This is a genomic window from Pseudarthrobacter sp. NCCP-2145, assembly GCF_023708005.1.
GTDB lineage: Bacteria > Actinomycetota > Actinomycetes > Actinomycetales > Micrococcaceae > Arthrobacter > Arthrobacter oxydans.
Map to the genome: position 1 here is coordinate 1 of NZ_BRCG01000033.1, position 16,333 is coordinate 16,333.

13 protein-coding genes are annotated in these 16,333 nt (G+C 67.1%); 5 read left to right on the top strand and 8 right to left on the bottom strand.

The features are described 5' to 3' along the window. Window positions 1-42: 42 nt before the first annotated feature. The gene (locus NFU08_RS20000; protein WP_251425806.1) at window positions 43-1,908 is read left to right on the top strand and encodes an IucA/IucC family siderophore biosynthesis protein; all 1,866 of its coding nucleotides are present in this window, start codon (window positions 43-45) and stop codon (window positions 1,906-1,908) included. 9 nt (window positions 1,909-1,917) lie between these two features. Next, a complete protein-coding gene (locus tag NFU08_RS20005) occupies window positions 1,918-2,721 on the top strand; it encodes an SDR family oxidoreductase (RefSeq protein ID WP_174180559.1) in 804 nt (267 codons plus the stop codon). Here the strand turns inward: NFU08_RS20005 and NFU08_RS20010 are convergent. Continuing rightward, complete coding sequence (locus NFU08_RS20010) at window positions 2,671-3,780, bottom strand: FUSC family protein (RefSeq protein ID WP_251425773.1); 1,110 nt, start codon at window positions 3,778-3,780, stop codon at window positions 2,671-2,673. The genes NFU08_RS20005 and NFU08_RS20010 overlap by 51 nt on opposite strands. A 233-nt stretch (window positions 3,781-4,013) precedes the next feature. Continuing rightward, window positions 4,014-5,630, bottom strand: coding sequence for an MFS transporter (locus NFU08_RS20015; RefSeq protein ID WP_251425774.1), 1,617 nt, complete (start codon window positions 5,628-5,630; stop codon window positions 4,014-4,016). A 523-nt stretch (window positions 5,631-6,153) separates the two neighbouring features. Between NFU08_RS20015 and NFU08_RS20020 the strand changes: the two genes are divergently transcribed. Next, on the top strand, window positions 6,154-6,414 hold the full coding sequence (locus NFU08_RS20020; RefSeq protein WP_174180553.1) for a hypothetical protein: 261 nt from the start codon (window positions 6,154-6,156) through the stop codon (window positions 6,412-6,414). A gap of 118 nt (window positions 6,415-6,532) precedes the next feature. On the opposite strand, the gene NFU08_RS20025 is transcribed toward NFU08_RS20020, so the two are convergent. Next, window positions 6,533-8,983: an ATP-dependent DNA ligase gene (locus NFU08_RS20025; RefSeq protein WP_251425776.1), complete on the bottom strand. Its 2,451-nt coding sequence runs from the start codon at window positions 8,981-8,983 to the stop codon at window positions 6,533-6,535. A 40-nt stretch (window positions 8,984-9,023) separates the two neighbouring features. On the opposite strand from NFU08_RS20025, the gene NFU08_RS20030 reads away from it, so the two are divergent. Both NFU08_RS20030 and NFU08_RS20035 read left to right on the top strand, forming a co-directional pair. Then, a complete protein-coding gene (locus tag NFU08_RS20030) occupies window positions 9,024-10,160 on the top strand; it encodes a Ku protein (protein ID WP_251425778.1) in 1,137 nt (378 codons plus the stop codon). A gap of 233 nt (window positions 10,161-10,393) precedes the next feature. Beyond that, a complete protein-coding gene (locus NFU08_RS20035) occupies window positions 10,394-11,266 on the top strand; it encodes a class I SAM-dependent methyltransferase (RefSeq protein ID WP_251425780.1) in 873 nt (290 codons plus the stop codon). Between the two features lie 155 nt (window positions 11,267-11,421). Here NFU08_RS20035 and NFU08_RS20040 read toward each other — a convergent pair whose 3' ends face one another. The 5 genes from NFU08_RS20040 to NFU08_RS20060 all read right to left on the bottom strand — a co-directional run bounded on the left by NFU08_RS20040 (window position 11,422) and on the right by NFU08_RS20060 (window position 16,183). After that, entirely contained in the window at window positions 11,422-11,700 is a 279-nt protein-coding gene (locus NFU08_RS20040) for an HPr family phosphocarrier protein (RefSeq protein ID WP_056333115.1), read from the bottom strand. 61 nt (window positions 11,701-11,761) lie between these two features. Beyond that, the gene (locus tag NFU08_RS20045; RefSeq protein WP_251425782.1) at window positions 11,762-13,822 is read right to left on the bottom strand and encodes a fructose-specific PTS transporter subunit EIIC; all 2,061 of its coding nucleotides are present in this window, start codon (window positions 13,820-13,822) and stop codon (window positions 11,762-11,764) included. 2 nt (window positions 13,823-13,824) lie between these two features. Then, window positions 13,825-14,832, bottom strand: a complete 1,008-nt coding sequence (locus NFU08_RS20050) for a 1-phosphofructokinase family hexose kinase (RefSeq protein ID WP_174180543.1) — start codon at window positions 14,830-14,832, stop codon at window positions 13,825-13,827. Next, on the bottom strand, window positions 14,829-15,635 hold the full coding sequence (locus tag NFU08_RS20055) for a DeoR/GlpR family DNA-binding transcription regulator (protein ID WP_251425785.1): 807 nt from the start codon (window positions 15,633-15,635) through the stop codon (window positions 14,829-14,831). The genes NFU08_RS20050 and NFU08_RS20055 overlap by 4 nt, the downstream gene beginning before the upstream one ends. Window positions 15,636-15,925: 290 nt before the next feature. Beyond that, window positions 15,926-16,183 (bottom strand): DUF6458 family protein, encoded by a 258-nt coding sequence (locus tag NFU08_RS20060; RefSeq protein ID WP_066273382.1) that lies wholly within the window; start codon window positions 16,181-16,183, stop codon window positions 15,926-15,928. Between the last annotated feature and the right edge of the window lie 150 nt (window positions 16,184-16,333).

Genomic DNA, 16,333 nt, shown 5'->3' on the forward strand with positions numbered 1-16,333 from the left:
CGCCATGCCGTCCCGCCCGCTTATCCCCCAGGGAGCATCACTGTGACCATCCAGCTCGAACAATCCACCACCGCCGGCCAGCCCGCCGCCCCCGTCCCTCACCTCACGGCAGAGGCCTGGGCCAGGGCGAACCGGCACCTGTTGCGCAAGGCGCTCGCCGAGTTTTCGCACGAACGGATCCTGGCCCCCGAACCGGTGAACGGAAGCGGCAGCTACCGTCTGGCCAGCGGCGACGGCACGCACCAGTACCACTTCGACGCCCGGCTCCTGGAACTCGAACACTGGTCCATCGACGCTGATTCCATCAGGTATTTCCGGGACGGCACCGAGGCGCCGCTGGACGTGCTGGAGTTCGTCACGGCGTTCCATGAAACCCTTGGCATCAACATCCAGATGCTGCCCGTCTACCTGGAGGAGATCAGCAGCACGCTGGCAAGCCATGCGTACAAGCAATGGGCCGGCCAGCCGTCGTCGGCCGGGCTGGCGGCCGGCATCACCGGCGGACGGAACCCGGCGGCTGACTTCCAGGCCATCGAGCGCAGCATGACGGAAGGCCACCCGTGCTTCGTCGCCAACAACGGGCGCCTGGGCTTCGGCATCAGCGACTACCACGCCTTCGCCCCGGAAACCGGCGCCCCGGTCCTGCTGGAATGGATCGCCGTGCACCGGAGCAGCGCCGTCTTCACCGCCGCCGAAGGGCTGGACTACCGGGCCCACCTGGACGCCGAACTGGGCCCCCTCCTGGGCACCTTCCACGCCCGGCTCCACGCGCTGGGCCTGGACCCGGACCTCTACTTCCTGATGCCGGTCCACCCATGGCAGTGGGAGAACAAACTGGCTGTCACCTTCGCCGCGGAGATTGCCCGGCAGCGCATTGTGCATGTGGGAACCGGGTCGGACAGCTACCAGGCACAGCAGTCCATCCGCACGTTCTTCAATGTCACTGCGCCGGAGCGGACCTACGTCAAGACCGCCATGTCCGTGCTCAACATGGGCTTCATGCGGGGCCTGTCGCCGCAGTACATGAAAGCCACGCCCGCAATCAACGGCTGGCTGCGGAACCTGATCGAGGCGGACGGCGCGCTGCAGCGGCGTGGCTTCACTATGATCGCCGAGGTGGCAGCGATCGGCTACCACAACGGGTACTACGAGGCAGGGTCCGCGCCCGGGTCCCCCTACCGCAAGATGCTCTCCGCACTCTGGCGCGAAAGCCCGCTGCCGCTGCTGGCGGACGGGCAGCAACTGGCCACCATGGCCTCGCTCCTGCACACCGATTCCGCCGGCACGCCCATGGTGGCAGCCCTGGTGGAGCGTTCCGGCCTCCGCCCCGAGGAGTGGCTGCGGCGCTACTTCGAGGCCTACCTCGTCCCGCTGGTCCACTGCCTCTACCGGTACGAACTGGCCTTCATGCCGCACGGCGAGAACGTGATCCTGGTGCTGGAGGACGGCGTCCCCGTCAGGGCAATCATGAAGGACATTGCCGAGGAGATCGTGGTGATGGGGGAGAGGGTGGACCTCCCCGGGGACGTCTCGCGCATCAAGGCGGACATCCCTGACGGCGAGAAGGTCCTGGCCATCTTCACGGACATCTTCGACTGCATCTTCCGCTTCCTGGCCGCCCTGTTTGAAGAGGAGGGCATCCTGGCCCAGGAGGGCTTCTGGCGGACGGCCGCGGAGGCCATCAAGGACTACCAGGCCCAGCATCCCGAGCTCGCAGCCCAGTTCGCCCGCCATGACCTTTTCGCGGCGGACTTCGAGCTGTCCTGCCTGAACCGGCTCCAACTGCGCAACAACCAGCAGATGCTGGACCTCACCGACCCCTCCGGGGGACTCCAGATGGCCGGCCGGCTGGCCAACCCCCTTGCCAGGTTCCGCGCAGCGCAGGCCACGGAGGAGGGATCTGGCTAGGCTTGCCCCATGACCCCAAAGACTTCCGATGCAGCCGCCAGGACCACCGCCCTCATCACCGGAGCCAGTGCCGGGCTGGGAGCCGAGTTCGCCCGGCAGCTCGCCTCGCAGGGCCACGACGTGGTGCTGGTGGCACGGAACCGCGCCCGCCTCGAGGAATCCGCGGCGGAGCTGGAGCGGCGTTACGGGGTCACGGCTGAGGTACTCCCAGCAGACCTCGCGTCAGACGACGGCGTGGCAGCCGTCGTCGGACGCCTGTCCGATCCGCAGCGTCCGGTGGAGATCCTGGTGAACAACGCCGGGATCGGGCTGTTGCACAACTTCGAGGACAACCCCATCTCGGAGGAGAAAAAGCACCTGAAGCTGCATGGGGAAACGGCCATGGAGCTGACCCATGCAGCCTTGAAGGGGATGCTGGAGCGCCGTTCCGGCCGGATCATCAACGTGGCCAGCATTGCGGCCTTCCTCCCCCGGGGGACGTACTCCGCTGCCAAGGCCTGGCTGGTGAGTTTCAGCCGGTGGGCGAACCTCGCCTACGCCAGGCAGGGTATCAAGGTCACCGCGGTCTGCCCCGGCTTCACCCACACGGAGTTCCACGACCGGATGGGGATGGACAAGTCTGTCGCGCCGTCGTGGGCGTGGCTGCATGCCGGGCGGGTGGTCCGTGACGGCCTGGCGGACAACGCGCGGGGCAAAGCAGTTTCCATCCCGTCCAGGCGGTACAAAGTAGTGGCGGCCGTGGCGCGGATAGCGCCGGCACGGCTAGTGGCGGGGCCTGCGCGGAAGCCGAAGGGCGCCCGCACGCCCCAGTAGGGCAGCCGGCGTGCGGGTCGCTGCCGGCCGGACGGCCACCACCACGGCGATCCCCACCAGGGCCCCTGCCAGGGTCTCCGCCCCGCGCTCCAGGATCAGGACCGCGGGATCAATGGGATGGGCAAGCTGTGTCATCAGCAGGATCACGGGCGTAAAGGAAACCATGGCAAGACCGTAGTGGCGGGTCATGAAGAGCTCGGTGGTGAACTGGAAGAGGACCACCAGGAGGGCCAGCACCACGGCCTGCCCGCCCGGAAACAGGCCCGCCAGGGACCAAGGAACGGGAAGAATCACGACGGCGGTCACTGCCAGCCCCAGGAACGTTCCCACAATGCGGTGGACGCCGCGCCGGACGCTGCTGGGGAGGTCGGCTCCCGCGAGCGGCACGGCGGCTGCCGCCATGGCCCAGTGCGGATGCCCGCCGCCCGTCAGGACGCCTGCCGTGCCGGCGGCACCTACAGCCAGGATGTAGCGGGCGGCGTGCACCAGCACCTCCCGGTGCCCGGCGGGGGTCACGCCGGGAGCAGCCCGGACGGCGCCGCGCTGCCAGGACCTCCGGCGGAACCAGCCGCCGAACCCCACCAGCATGGAGAACGCGGCGGAGCCTGCGGCGATCAGGATGGTCATCTGCCAGGGCACCACCGTGGGTACCGAGGCGCAGGCGCCCAGTGCAAGGATCCCGAAAAACGGTCCGTTGGGCTTGAGCCGTACGCGGTCAGCAAAGACCGATCCGACGCCGGCCAGGGCTGCCTCTACGCCCACCAGCCACCAAGAGTGGAGATGGTTTACGGACAGGAACACACCCACAGCCACGCCGGTGAGCAGGACGACGGCGGCCTGGGACTGGTGCCTGAGCCGCAGCTGGTGCGGTTCGGACCGGCCGTACATGCCGGTCAGGGCACCAAACACGGCGTAAATGATCAGGTCGGTGCGGCCCGCTGCCAGAAGCAGGAGCGACGGAACGGCCACGCTGAGGGCCACGCGGGCGGCGGCGAGATGGTCGTTGTTGGCCGGCTCCAGCCGGTGGAGCGCGCGCACCTGAAGGAGGACGCGTTCCATGGCACCCAACCTCCTGCTGATTTCCCGACCGGCCATCAGGAAGTTACCACCGGGCGGCACGGCCGGTCATTTCCGCCGGGGGCCAGGGGACATGGGGCGTCATTGTGACTGGGACGCCAAAGGCCCGCCCAGCGTGCTTCCCCCAAGGAAACACGCGGGACGGGCCTTCTGAGCGGGGCTGCATGACGTGCCCCGGAAAGGTTGCGCCGCAGGCGGTGCTGCGGCAGGACAGGCTAGACGCCGGCAGCAACCTTCCCGGTATCCCGTGAATCGGTGATGTCCTGTTCGTCGAACGGGAGTTCGTCCAGGTTGAGCAGCGGGTTCTCGTCCTGCGTGGCAACAAGTTCGCGGGCCTCAGCCTGGGTATCCACGCTGGGCATGGATCCGGGCAGCGGACGCTGGGCCGACTCCTTCAGGAAGTAGATGGCCACGGCGCCCACCAGCGAGGTTGCCATCAGGTAGTACGCGGGCATCATGTCGTTGCCCGTGGCGCCGATGAGAGCTGCGACGATGAACGGCGTGGTGCCGCCGAAGATCGCCACCGAGAAGTTGTACGCGATGCCCATGGCCCCATACCGGCTGGAGGTGGGGAACTGCGCCGGGAGGGCCGAGGCCAGATTGGCAACGTAGAAGGTCACGGGGAACGCAATCAGCGCCAGGCCGGCCAGGGTTGACCAGATCTCACCGATGCCGATCAGCGTGAAGGCCGGAATGGCCAAAACCACCGTGCTGACTGCCCCGATCCACAGGACGGGCCTGCGGCCGATCCGGTCCGACAACTTCCCGGTCAGCGGAATGCAGAGGCTCATGACCACCAGCACGGGGATGGTCAGCAGGGTGCCGTGCACCGGATCGTAGCCCTTGGACTCAGTGAGGTATGTGGGCATGTAGGACGTGAGCGCGTAGCCGGCCGTGTTGGCCGCCGCCACCAGGACCATGGCAACAATGATGGAGCGCCAGTAGGCCTTGACGATTCCCACCGGGCCCTTGGCCGTTGCCTGGTCAGAGGCGGCAGCATTCTTGGCAAGGTCCTCCTGGGCATCCAAGGTGGCCTGGAACTGCGGGGATTCCTCGATCTTGCTCCGGAAGTAGACGGCGATCAGGCCCAGCGGGCCGGCGATCAGGAAGGGAATCCGCCAGCCCCATTCCTCCATGGCTGCCTGGCCGAGCGTCAGCTGCAGGACCGAGACGAGGGCGGCGCCGATGGCGAAGCCCATGTAGCTGCCCAGGTCCAGGAAGCTGGCAAAGAAGCCGCGGCGCTTGTCGGGGGAGTACTCGCTGACGAAGGTCGTGGCGCCGGCATACTCACCGCCGGTGGAGAAGCCCTGGATGATCTTCAGCAGCACCAGGAGCCCGGCGGCCCACAGCCCGATCTGCGCATATCCGGGCAGGAGGCCGATGGCGAACGTGCTTGCGGCCATCAGCATCAGTGTGGCGGCAAGGACCTTTTGCCGGCCCATCTTGTCACCCAGCCAGCCGAAGATCACGCCGCCCAGGGGACGGGCGATGAATGTGGCGGCAAAGGTACCCAGCAGGAACAGGGTCTGGGTGGTGGGATCGGATTCCGGCAGGAAGACAGGACCCATCGTGGTGATGAGGTAGCCGAACACGCCGACGTCGTACCACTCCATGGTGTTGCCCACGATGGTTCCGCCGAGGGCCTTCTTCAGCATGGGCTGGTCAACCACGTTGACGTCCGACTCCTTGAGCCGGCGCCGTGCGAGTATTTTCGGTTTCCGGGGATTCCTGGAAGCCGCCGGAGACGTCGCTCCGGGGGGTGCAGCTGGGTTGGTTCCGGAGGCGGGATTAAGGCCTGCGGAAGAGTGGTTCACGCTTCGGTCTGTGGGCATTTGGGCAACTCCTGTGGAGGTCATTTGCTTGCGACTTGTAGCTGCCCCGCTCTGGGCAGGCCTTCAATTTTACGCGAATGCCGTGGCGGACGGCCTTCTGATGCCGTAGGATCGGCCCTTTTCGGGGTCCTCGGTACGCTGCAGCGGAGTTTCCCCTCCCCGCCGATTCCCTTGCCATCACTGGCGAAGCCCGCCACAGGCGCACCCGCTGCCCAAGTATTTAAGTGGTATGCGCCACAGTGCCGCGATTAGCGCCGCTTTCGGGGCCCATTGTGACGGCGGCCACGGCGTTTCCTGCCGTTCCGCGCAACCGGCGGGACGTCGCCGTCGGCCCTTTCCCGCCGGGGCGAAAAGGGGGGTTCACAGGCGCGCCGCGCCTCCCTAAGGTTGTGCCATGGGAACACTCTCTTTCATCTAGGCGGACGCCTGCGGCCCGCGCCCGGCCCGCCTCTCCTTCAGTCGTACACGGCCCTGAGCGGCCACTCTTGGTAGCACTTCATTTCACCGCGGAAAGGAAGAACAAATGGCTGACGACAACATGAAAAAGCACATCAATCCGGAGGTGGCGAGCCACCTCGCCGAGGCAATGGACACCCCTGACATGCCGGGCGCGGAAGCACCGCTTGCCCCGATGGCGGGACCCGGGCAGCGCACCTGGCCGGACGGCAACGGAAAGCGGCGGCACCCGAAGGAGCGGGATGCAAGCCACGGCCGCATGGGGCAGGGAGCCGCAGTGACGGCCATCCACCGCACCAGCCGGCCGCAGATGCCCCACTCCTCCTGAGGAAACCCATCCCCTGGGATGCACACAAGGGCTGGGAACGCCGGACAGGTGTTCCCAGCCCTTTTTTGCTGTTCCGGTCGTTCCCCGAAGGTCCGCGGCCAGCTCGCCCGCCTGCGGCTCAGTCTTCGCGCGCTACCTCCGACGGCTCTTTGTCCAGCCGCCAGCCCCGCCACACGGGGTGCCGGAGCCGTCCCGTGCCCGTCCACTCGCTGTACGTCACCTCGCCAACCAGTTCGGGGGAGATCCAGTGCGCATCCGCGGCATCCTCGCGCGGGACGTCCTGGAACGGGGAGGTTTTCCTTGCCAGGCGTTCAACAGTCTGCCGGAGCTCCGCCAGTTCCCGGGAGCTGAACCCGCTGCCCACCCGTCCCGCATACTGCAGCTTCCTGCCGTCCGGGATGCCCACCAGCAGGGAGCCCACGGTGTCCTGCCGGCCGCCTTTGCCGGGGCGCCAGCCGCCCACCACCACCTCCTGCGTCTGCTCCACTTTCAGCTTGGTCCAGGTGCGGGTCCGCTGCCCGCTCACGTAGCGGCTGTCCGTCCGCTTGGCCATCACCCCTTCCAGGCCTAGTTCCCGGGCGCTCTCCAGGATGTGTTCCACCTGTTCCTCCAGAACCGGTGAGAGGCCCACGGGGCAGCCGGACGGGGTGAAGAATTCCTCCAGCCGTTGCCGGCGCGTGGCGAGCGGCAGCCGCCGGAGGTCCGTGCCGCCGTCGTTCAGCAGGTCGAAAAGCATCAGCTGCACGGGGATGGCGGTCCGCGCCCTTGCGACGTCGGCGGGCCGGGTGAGCTTCATCCGTCCCTGGAGCAGGCCGAAGTCAGGCCTGCCGGACGGCCCGATGGCGATGATCTCGCCATCCGCCACGAACGGCTGGTCCGGCCAGCACTGCCTGTCGGCCAGTTCCGGGTAGCTCCGGGTGACGTCGTTTCCGTTGCGGCTGAAGATCCTGACCGCTTTTTCGTCGGCCACCAGGATGGCGCGCACCCCGTCCCACTTGAGTTCGAACTGCCAGTCGCTGCCCTGCAGGGCGGCAACGTCGCCAGAGGTGGCCATCATGGGCCGGTACTCCCCGGGATCGGGTGCCGGGCCCGCCGCCCCGGTCGGCGTCCCGCCGTCCTCCTTTTCCGGCCCTGGAACGGAGGGGCCCGGAACTGCCTGCCCCGGAACCGCCTGTTTCCGCTTGCCGCCGTGGCGTTCCGGATCCATCAGGTGGATGAGCCACTGTCCCTCTGAGTCTTTCCCCTGGCCGCGGCCGGTGTGGATGAGCGCGAACTTCCTGGTTCCGCCCAGGCCACCTCCCTCCGAACCGGTCAAAGTGGCGATGACTTCCCGGCCGTTGATCCACTTGTGCAGCTCATAGGTCCCGTGGTCCCAGATGGTGACCTCGCCGGCACCGTACTCGCCCTTGGGGATGGTCCCTTCAAAGCCGGCGTAGTCAAGGGGATGGTCCTCGGTCTGGACCGCCAGGTGGTTCTTGCCGCTTGATTCCGGAACGCCCCTTGGCAGCGCCCAGGACACCAGCACTCCCTCGTGCTCCAGCCTGAAGTCATAGTGCAGGCGGCTGGCATGGTGTTCCTGGATCACGAAGGTGTCGCCGCTGCCGGGCGCACCCGTGAAGGGCTCGGGGGTCTTGGCGGGATCGCGCATGGAGCGGTACTTGCCCAGGCGGGGGTCGCCGCCGGCATCGACGACGACGGCGAACGGGTCCGTGCCGTCCTGCACCCGCCTCATGACCTCCCTGTAGTCCAGGTGCGTGAGTCCGGGGGAGCCGATCTCCTCCCAGGTCCGGGGCGCAGCCACCATGGGCGTGGGGCGGCCGCGGAGGGAATAGGGGACGATGGTGGTTTTGGCCGCGTTGTTCTGGCTCCAGTCCACCAGCACCTTGCCCTTGCGCAGGGTCTTCTTCATGTCGCTGACGGCCAGGTCCGGGTGGTCGGCTTCAAGGGCCCGCGCGAGCTCGCGGGCGAAGGCGGAGATCTGCTCCGAGGTTTGGGACCGGTCCAGGGCGGCGTACAGGTGGATGCCCTTGCTGCCGCTCGTGACGGGGACCGGGTCCATGCCCACGTCCTGGAGGATGGTGCGGGCCAGGAGGGCCACTTCCACGCAGGCCCCCAGCCCTGCGCCTTCCCCGGGATCCAGGTCCAGGACCAGCCTGTCGGGGTTCAGCTGGCTGCCGTGGGAGTCCACCTGCCACTGGGGCACGTGGATTTCCAGCGAGTTGATCTGGCCGAACCAGGTGAGCGTGGCGGGGTCGTTGACCATCGGATAGTGGATGGTGCGGTCCTTGTGGGTGATGGCGGCCCGCGGGAGCCACCCGGGGGCCGAGTCCTCCAGGTTCTTCTGGAAGAACACCTCGCCGGGCTTGTCCGCTGTCCCCACGCCGTTCACCCACCGTTTCCTGGTGGCCGGCCTGTTGTATGCCGCGGGGATCAGGACGTGGGCCACGGCGGCGTAGTAGGCCAGGACGTCCGCCTTGGTGGTGCCGGTCTCCGGATAGATGACCTTGTCCAGGTTGGTGAGGGTCAGTTCCCGCCCGGCAACCCGGACACGGTCCTTAGCGGCAGGCATGGGGCTTCACCTGCGGCGTTGCGTGATGTTCACTTGATGAATGAGAGCCATTTGGAAGGGTGCCATCGCGTTCGGCCTGGTCAACGTGCCCGTGAAGGTCTACAGCGCCACTGAGGATCATGACATCAGTCTGCACCAGGTCCACAATGCCGACGGCGGCCGGATCCGCTATCAGCGCCGGTGCGAGGTCTGCAGCCAGGTCATTGATTACTCGGACATCGAGAAGGCCTTTGAGGAGGACGGCCGGACCGTGGTCCTGTCCAAAGAGGAGCTCAAGGCTATTCCGGCCGAGAACAGCCACGAGATCGAAGTGGTGCAGTTCGTTCCGTCGGAGCAGCTTGAGCCCATGATGTTCGAGAAGAGCTACTACCTGGAACCGGACTCCAAGTCGCCCAAGGCCTACGTGCTGCTTCGCAGGGCGCTGGAGGACACGGACCGGGTAGCCATCGTCCAGTTCGCGCTGCGGGAGAAGACCCGGCTCGGCGCCCTGCGGATCAAGGACGATGTCCTGGTGCTCCAGTCCCTCCTCTGGCCGGACGAGGTGCGCGAGGCGAACTTCCCGTCCCTGGAGGCGGATGTCCGGATCAGCGCGCAGGAACGGGACATGTCCGCAGCGCTGGTGGAGTCCATGGCGGCGGATTTCGATCCCGCTTCCTTCACGGACGACTACCAGGTGCAGCTCCGCCAGCTCATTGAGGCCAAGCTGGAGCAGGGCGAATCGCTGGACACGGAGGAAACCTTTGGAGTGGAAGCCGGCGAAGGCAGCAAGGGCGAAGTCATCGACCTGATGGAGGCCTTGAAGCGGAGCCTCGACCGGAAAAGGGGTTCCGGTTCCGCGGCAGGCAGCGCTGGTGACGAGGCCGGCGGGGATTCCGGCGGCGCCGCCGGTGAGGGTGAGGAAGAAGCCAAGCCGGCGCGCAAACGGTCCACGGCCGCCACGTCCGCCCCAGCCAAGTCCGCCGCAGCCAAGTCCGCGGATAAGCCCGCAGCCGGCAAAACCAGTTCCTCGAAATCGGCCGGGGACAAGGCAGGCGCCGCCAAGTCCTCGGAGGCCAAGGGCGCGGCGAGCAAGTCCGCGGGCTCCAGGTCCGCGGCTGCCAAGTCCACCGCCGCGAAACCTGCTGCCAAATCCGCCGCCGGCAAGGCTACCGGCACGCGGGCGCGCAAGCCGGCGTGATGGTCCGCGGACTGCGGAGCCTGCTCCGTGGTTCGATGCCATGCCTAAGAAACTACTACTGGGCCTGCTTGCTTTCCGGTAGCGGGCACCTGTTTAAGTAGCGGGGACCTGTTTGTTCCGGGTCCTTTACAGCGGCGTCCGGTGCGTCCACAATGAGTCGCATCACAGCCTCCGCTGTGGCCTCACAGCGTGCTGTCACTCACCCTGACCTGCCACCTGAGAGGGGCGCGGAAATGAACGACCAGACGGACACAGCCAAGGCGAACGGGCAGACGGACGCAGCGAAGGCGGACCGGGAGCTCAAGCAGAAGCACCGGGCCATGTGGGCCTCCGGCGATTACCCGGCCCTCGCAGACGAGATGCTCCTGGAACTGGGCGCCATCCTGGTGGAAGCCTGCGGCATCACGTCCCGCCACAACGTGCTGGACGTCGCCGCGGGATCGGGCAACGCGGCCATTCCCGCGGCAATGATGGGTGCCAAGGTGGTGGCCAGCGATCTCACCCCTGAGCTTTTCGAGGCCGGCCGCCGCGAGGCTGCCAACCGCGGAGTCAGCCTGGACTGGCAGGAGGCCGACGCGGAGGCCCTGCCCTTCGCTGACGCCGGGTTCGACGTCGTCATGTCCTGCCTGGGCGTCATGTTTGCTCCCCACCACCAGCAGGCCGCTGACGAACTCCTGAGGGTGTGCAAACCGGGCGGCACCATTGGACTGCTGCACTGGACCCCGGAAGGATTCATCGGCAGGATGTTCGCCACCATGAAGCCCTTCGCCCCGCCGCCTCCGCCCGGCGCCCAGCCGGCGCCGCTGTGGGGCACCGAGGACCACGTCCGGGAACTGCTGGGGGACAGGATCACGGACACCGCGGCACGCAAGCAGACCCTGGCCGTGCGGAGCTTCCACCAGCCCGGCGACTTTGTCCGCTACTTCAAGTCCCACTACGGCCCCACCATCTCCGTCTACAAATACATCGGGGAGGACGGGGACAAGGTCAAAGCCCTGGACCAGGCACTGACGGAGCTGGCTGATTCCTTCGGTGATGCCCACGGCGACTCTCCCTTCCAGATGGAATGGGAGTACCTGCTGTTCACGGCGAAGAAGGCCAAGTAGATCCCCTCAACTGGGTAGCAGCAAGTGTCGTTATGGACGGCCATAACGACACTTGCTGCTACCTACATGGGCAAGGAGGGGCTTAAAAGCCGGCGGCCGCCGTCGGGCGTGTCCCGGGATGGGGAGGCCCGACGGCGGCCGCTGGGGTTTGTGCGCTACTCGGCGTCGTGGTCCGTTTCCAGGATCTGGACCAGGTGGTTCAGCGCATCGTCCGCGCCGGCGCCCTCTGCGCGGAGGACTACAACGTCGCCGTGCGAGGCGCCCAGGCTCATGAGGGACAGGATGCTGGCAGCATCCATGGCCTCGTCCGCCGGCTCGCCTTCACGGGCGATGGTGATGTCCAGGTCGTATTCTCCCGCGGCCTCGGCAAAGATGGCGGCGGGGCGGGCGTGCAGGCCTACTCGGCTGGCGACGGTTGCGGTGCGTTCTGGCATTGTTGCTCCTTTGTCTTGCGGCGTGCTGTAGGTCCAGTGCCGGATAGCTTGGTGGTTAGGGTCAGACCGTTGCGGGAACGGATTCCACGGTATCAGCGGTCTTGGGGGCTGCCCAGCGCTTCAGTGCCACCACGGCCAGGGCAGTGACGATGGTACCGGCAATGATCGAGAGGACGAACATCAGCACGTTGCCAATGGCGAAGAATACGAAGATGCCGCCGTGGGGTGCCTGCGATGTTACGCCGAAGGCCATGGTCAGCGCGCCCGTGAGGGCGCCGCCCAGCATGCTGGCAGGAATAACGCGCAGCGGATCGGCGGCAGCGAACGGGATGGCACCTTCGGAGATGAAGGATGCCCCCAGCAGCCAGGCAGCCTTGCCGTTTTCGCGCTCAGCCAGGCTGAAGAGCTTCTTGTCCAGGACGGTGGCCAGGGCCATCGCCAGCGGCGGAACCATGCCCGCTGCCATGACCGTTGCCATGATCTGCCACGGAGCCTGGTTGTCGGCCGCGCCGGCGCTCAGGCCGGCGACGGCGAAAGCGTAGGCCACCTTGTTCACGGGACCGCCGAGGTCGAAGCACATCATGAGGCCCAGGATGATCCCCAGGACCACTGCGGAGGCGCCGGTCATGCCGGACAGCCAGCTGTTCAGTGCTGCGGTGAGGCCGGCGATGGGTCCGCCGAGGACCAGGAACATCAGGCCGGAGGCGAAGATGGATGCGAGCAGCGGGATGATGACAACCGGCATCAGGCCGCGCAGCCAGCGGGGGACGGACCAGGTTCCGATCAGGTGGGCCATGTAGCCGGCCAGCAGGCCGCCCACGATGCCGCCCAGGAAGCCTGCACCCATGAAGCCGGAGACAGCACCTGCAACGAAGCCTGGCGCAATACCTGGCCTGTCAGCAATGGCGTAGGCGATATAGCCGGCCAGCGCCGGGACCAGGAAGCCCATGGACAGGGCGCCGATCTTGAACAGCACGGCACCGAGGTAGATGGCGAGTCCGCCTTCGGGCAGGTTGCCGAAGTTGTTCTCCACCACCACGGTGTCCGCGACGTCGGTGATGTCGTAGCCACCGAGCAGGAAGCCCAAGGCGATCAGGAGGCCGCCGCCGGCGACGAACGGGATCATGTAGCTCACGCCGGTGAGCAGGGCCCTCTTGAGCTTCTGGCCGATGTGCTCGCCCTTTTCGGCTGCAGCCTGCTCTGCCTGTTCCTCAGCTCCGTAGTGCGGGACGCGGCGGGCGTTGGGGTCCGAGGCAGCGGCGAGAGCTTCCTGGACCATCTTGGCGGGTTCGTCGATGCCGCGCTTGACGGGCGCGTTGATGACGGGCTTGCCGGCGAAGCGTTCCTTGCCGCGCACATCCACGTCCACCGCAAAGATCACGGCGTCGGCAGCGGCGATCACGGCGGGGTCCAGCGGCTTGGCGCCGGAGGAACCCTGGGTTTCCACCTGCAGGTCGACGCCGGCCTCCTGGGCTGCGGCGACGAGCGAGTCGGCGGCCATGTAGGTGTGGGCGATGCCCGTGGGGCAGGCCGTGACAGCCACCAGGCGCTTGGGGCCGGAGGAGGCTGCCGGAGCGCCGGCGCCTGCCACCGCGGAAGCCCCGGCAGCGCCACTGGCGGCACCGACGGCAGCAGCGTCTGCAGGAACTGCCGCTGCGTGGGCGGCCGGCTTGTCAGCCAGTGCGCCGTCAACCAGTTCCACGATCTCCTCGCGGGAGGAGGCGTTGCGCAGGGCTGCGGTGAAGTCCTTCTTGATCAGGGACCGGGCGAGCTTGGAGAGGAGCTTCAGGTGGGCCTGGTCTGCTCCGTCAGGGGCCGCGATGAAGAAAATCAGGTCCGCCGGGCCGTCCTTCGCGCCGAAGTCCACCTTGGGGTTCAGGCGGGCCATGGCCAGGGTGGGTTCCGTGACGGCTGCCGAGCGGCAGTGCGGGATGGCGATGCCGCCGGGGATGCCGGTGGCGGTTTTCTGTTCGCGGGCGAAGGCGTCGGCGAAGAGGCCTTCAACTTCTGTTGCGCGTCCGGCGGCAGCGACCTTGCTTGCCAGGTGCCGGATCACCGCCTCGGGCGTGTTGCCCAGGTTCTGGTCGAGCTCGACCAGTTCCGTGGTGATGAGCTGGGTCACTGTCAATCCTTTCGAAGGGCCGTGATGGTTACGGCGTCCGGGGTGGTTTGGTGTACTGCCGGAACCGTGGAACCGGGCAGGGAGGCGGCTGCGGCACCGTGGGCCACAGCCTGGCGAAGGCAGTCGGCCGGGGCGGCGCCCCGGCCGTGGGCGAGCAGGTAGCCGGCAAGCGCGGAATCGCCCGCGCCTACCGTGCTGACCGCGGCGACCGGCGGATGCGTGGCCAGCCACGCGCCGTCGGCCGTTACCAGGACAGCTCCCTTGGAACCGAGAGTTGCCAGCACAGCACCCACACCGGAACGCACGACGGCGGCAGCGGCTGCCGCGGCAGCCACCGGATCCGCTTCCAGTTCGTCAGCGGTGGCCGAGGCGAAGCCGGCTGCAGCAGCCAGTTCCGCCAGTTCTTCGGCGTTGGGTTTGAGGAGGTCCGGTTTCCCGGAACCAGTGGCGGTACCGTCAGCGCCGGCACCGTCTCCGGACATTGCCGCGGCCAGCGGGGCGCCGGAGGAGTCCACGGCAATATACGGGGCGCTGCCGTTTCCGGCTGCGCGGATCCGGCGGGCCACCGTGGCGTAGAAGTCAGCCGGGAACCCCGGCGGGAGCGAACCGGCCAGGACAACCCAGCTGGCGCCGCGCGAGCTTTCCAGCAGCAGCTTGATGAGGGCTTCCTGCTGGTCCGCATCCAGGGCAGGCCCGGGTTCATTGATCTTGGTGGTCACGCCCCCGGGTTCGGTGAGGGCCACGTTGGTGCGCAGCGGCTCATCGATGGGAAGCGATACGAACGGCACGCCGGTTTCGCGGAGTCCGGCCAGGACAGGATCACTGTCCGCACCGGGAAGAACCGCCACGGATTCGAGGCCGGAGGCAACCAGTGCCCGGGAGACATTGACGCCCTTGCCTCCCGATTCCTGGCGGACGGAGACGGCACGCTGCACTTCGCCCCGTTCCAGGGGGCCGGGAAGCGCAACCGTGCGGTCCAGGCTTGGGTTGGCGGTGAAGGTGACAATCATGCGATCACCACGTCAACGCCGGCTTCTTCCAGGGCGGCTGCGAGTTCCGGGCCTGGTTCGCTGTCTGTAATCAAGGTATCCAGATCTTTCAGGGAGGCGAACTGGACCAGGGTTTCCGTGTCCAGCTTGGAGGAATCGGCCAGCACCACGATGCGGCGGGACGAACGGACGAAGGCTGCCTTGACGGCGGCCTCTTCAGGATCGGGAGTGCTCAGGCCAAAGCTTGCGTGGATTCCGTTGGTGCCGATAAAGGCGATGTCCGGACGGAGCCTGCCGGCGGCTTCCACGGTTGACTGCCCCACGGCAACCTGGGTGATGCCGCGCACCCGGCCGCCCAGGACGTCCAGGGCGATCCCGGGGACGCTGGACAGTTTGCCGGCGATCGGAACGGCATGGGTGATGGCCACCAGTTCCGCCCGCGGTTCAGTTGCGTCGGAAGGTTCGACGGCGGCGCGGCGGGCGAGCATGTCCGCCAGGACTTCGGTGGTGGTTCCGCCGTCGATCAGGACGCTTCCCGCAGCGTTCCGCGGTATCAGGGCCAGGGCGGCCTCGGCGATGCGGATCTTCTGGTCCGGCCGCTGGATGGCGCGCTCGTTGACGCTTTCCTCGGTGGTGCTGAAGCGGTCTGCTGCCACGGCACCGCCGTGGACCCGGCGGACGGTGCCGGCGCTTTCGAGGGTGGCAAGGTCGCGGCGGACGGTTTCGGTGGTGATGCGGAAGCGCTCGGCCAGGAGGGTCACGCTGACCCGGCCGCTGCCGGCAACAAGCTCGGCAATCTTTTGCTGGCGCTCCTCGGCGAACACGTACCCTCCGTTGCGTAAGTTCAGTTGGTGCGGTGGATCCTGCTGTGCCCACATCCTGGGGTATGCACGTCTGCGTGACTGGCATCACATGATGTTGAGTTACTTGACTTTATCTTTGCTTATGTTGGTTTGTCAATGGAAACCCACACGAAACAAAATGCGCGCGCTGCTCCTCCCTGCAACTCCCTCGCCGGGGGACGCGAAAGCCGGGCCGGACCGCAATGGTCCGGCCCGGCTTGTCGGGTTCACTCGATGTCCAGCCAGGCGGCCAGCCGGGACTTTCCCTGGGGCTACAGCCCGCCGTCGCGGCTTTCGTTCCGGGTGATGCGTTCGCCGGTGTTGGGATCCACTACCGAGCGGGTCTCGCTGACGCGGCGGCTGCGGCCGGGCGAGGCGAGGATCAGGGAGGCAATGAGCCCAATAACGCCCACTGCGATGAGGATGTAGCCGATGAGGACCTGGTCCACGAAGGGAATAAGGCCTGGAGCGACTGCCCAGGCGAGGATGGCGCCGAGGGCGATAAGGAAAATGGAGGATCCGATTCTCATGACGTGCTCCTTAGGTGGGGGCCGGGCGTGGTCATCACCCGCTGACGGTTGCTAAGCATGCTGACCGTTAAGCGTCACGCTACAGCGCCGGGTAGTGGTGTTCAATGCTTCCGGGCGGTGTGTAACCCATTTGTTGTGCTGTGGCCCCTG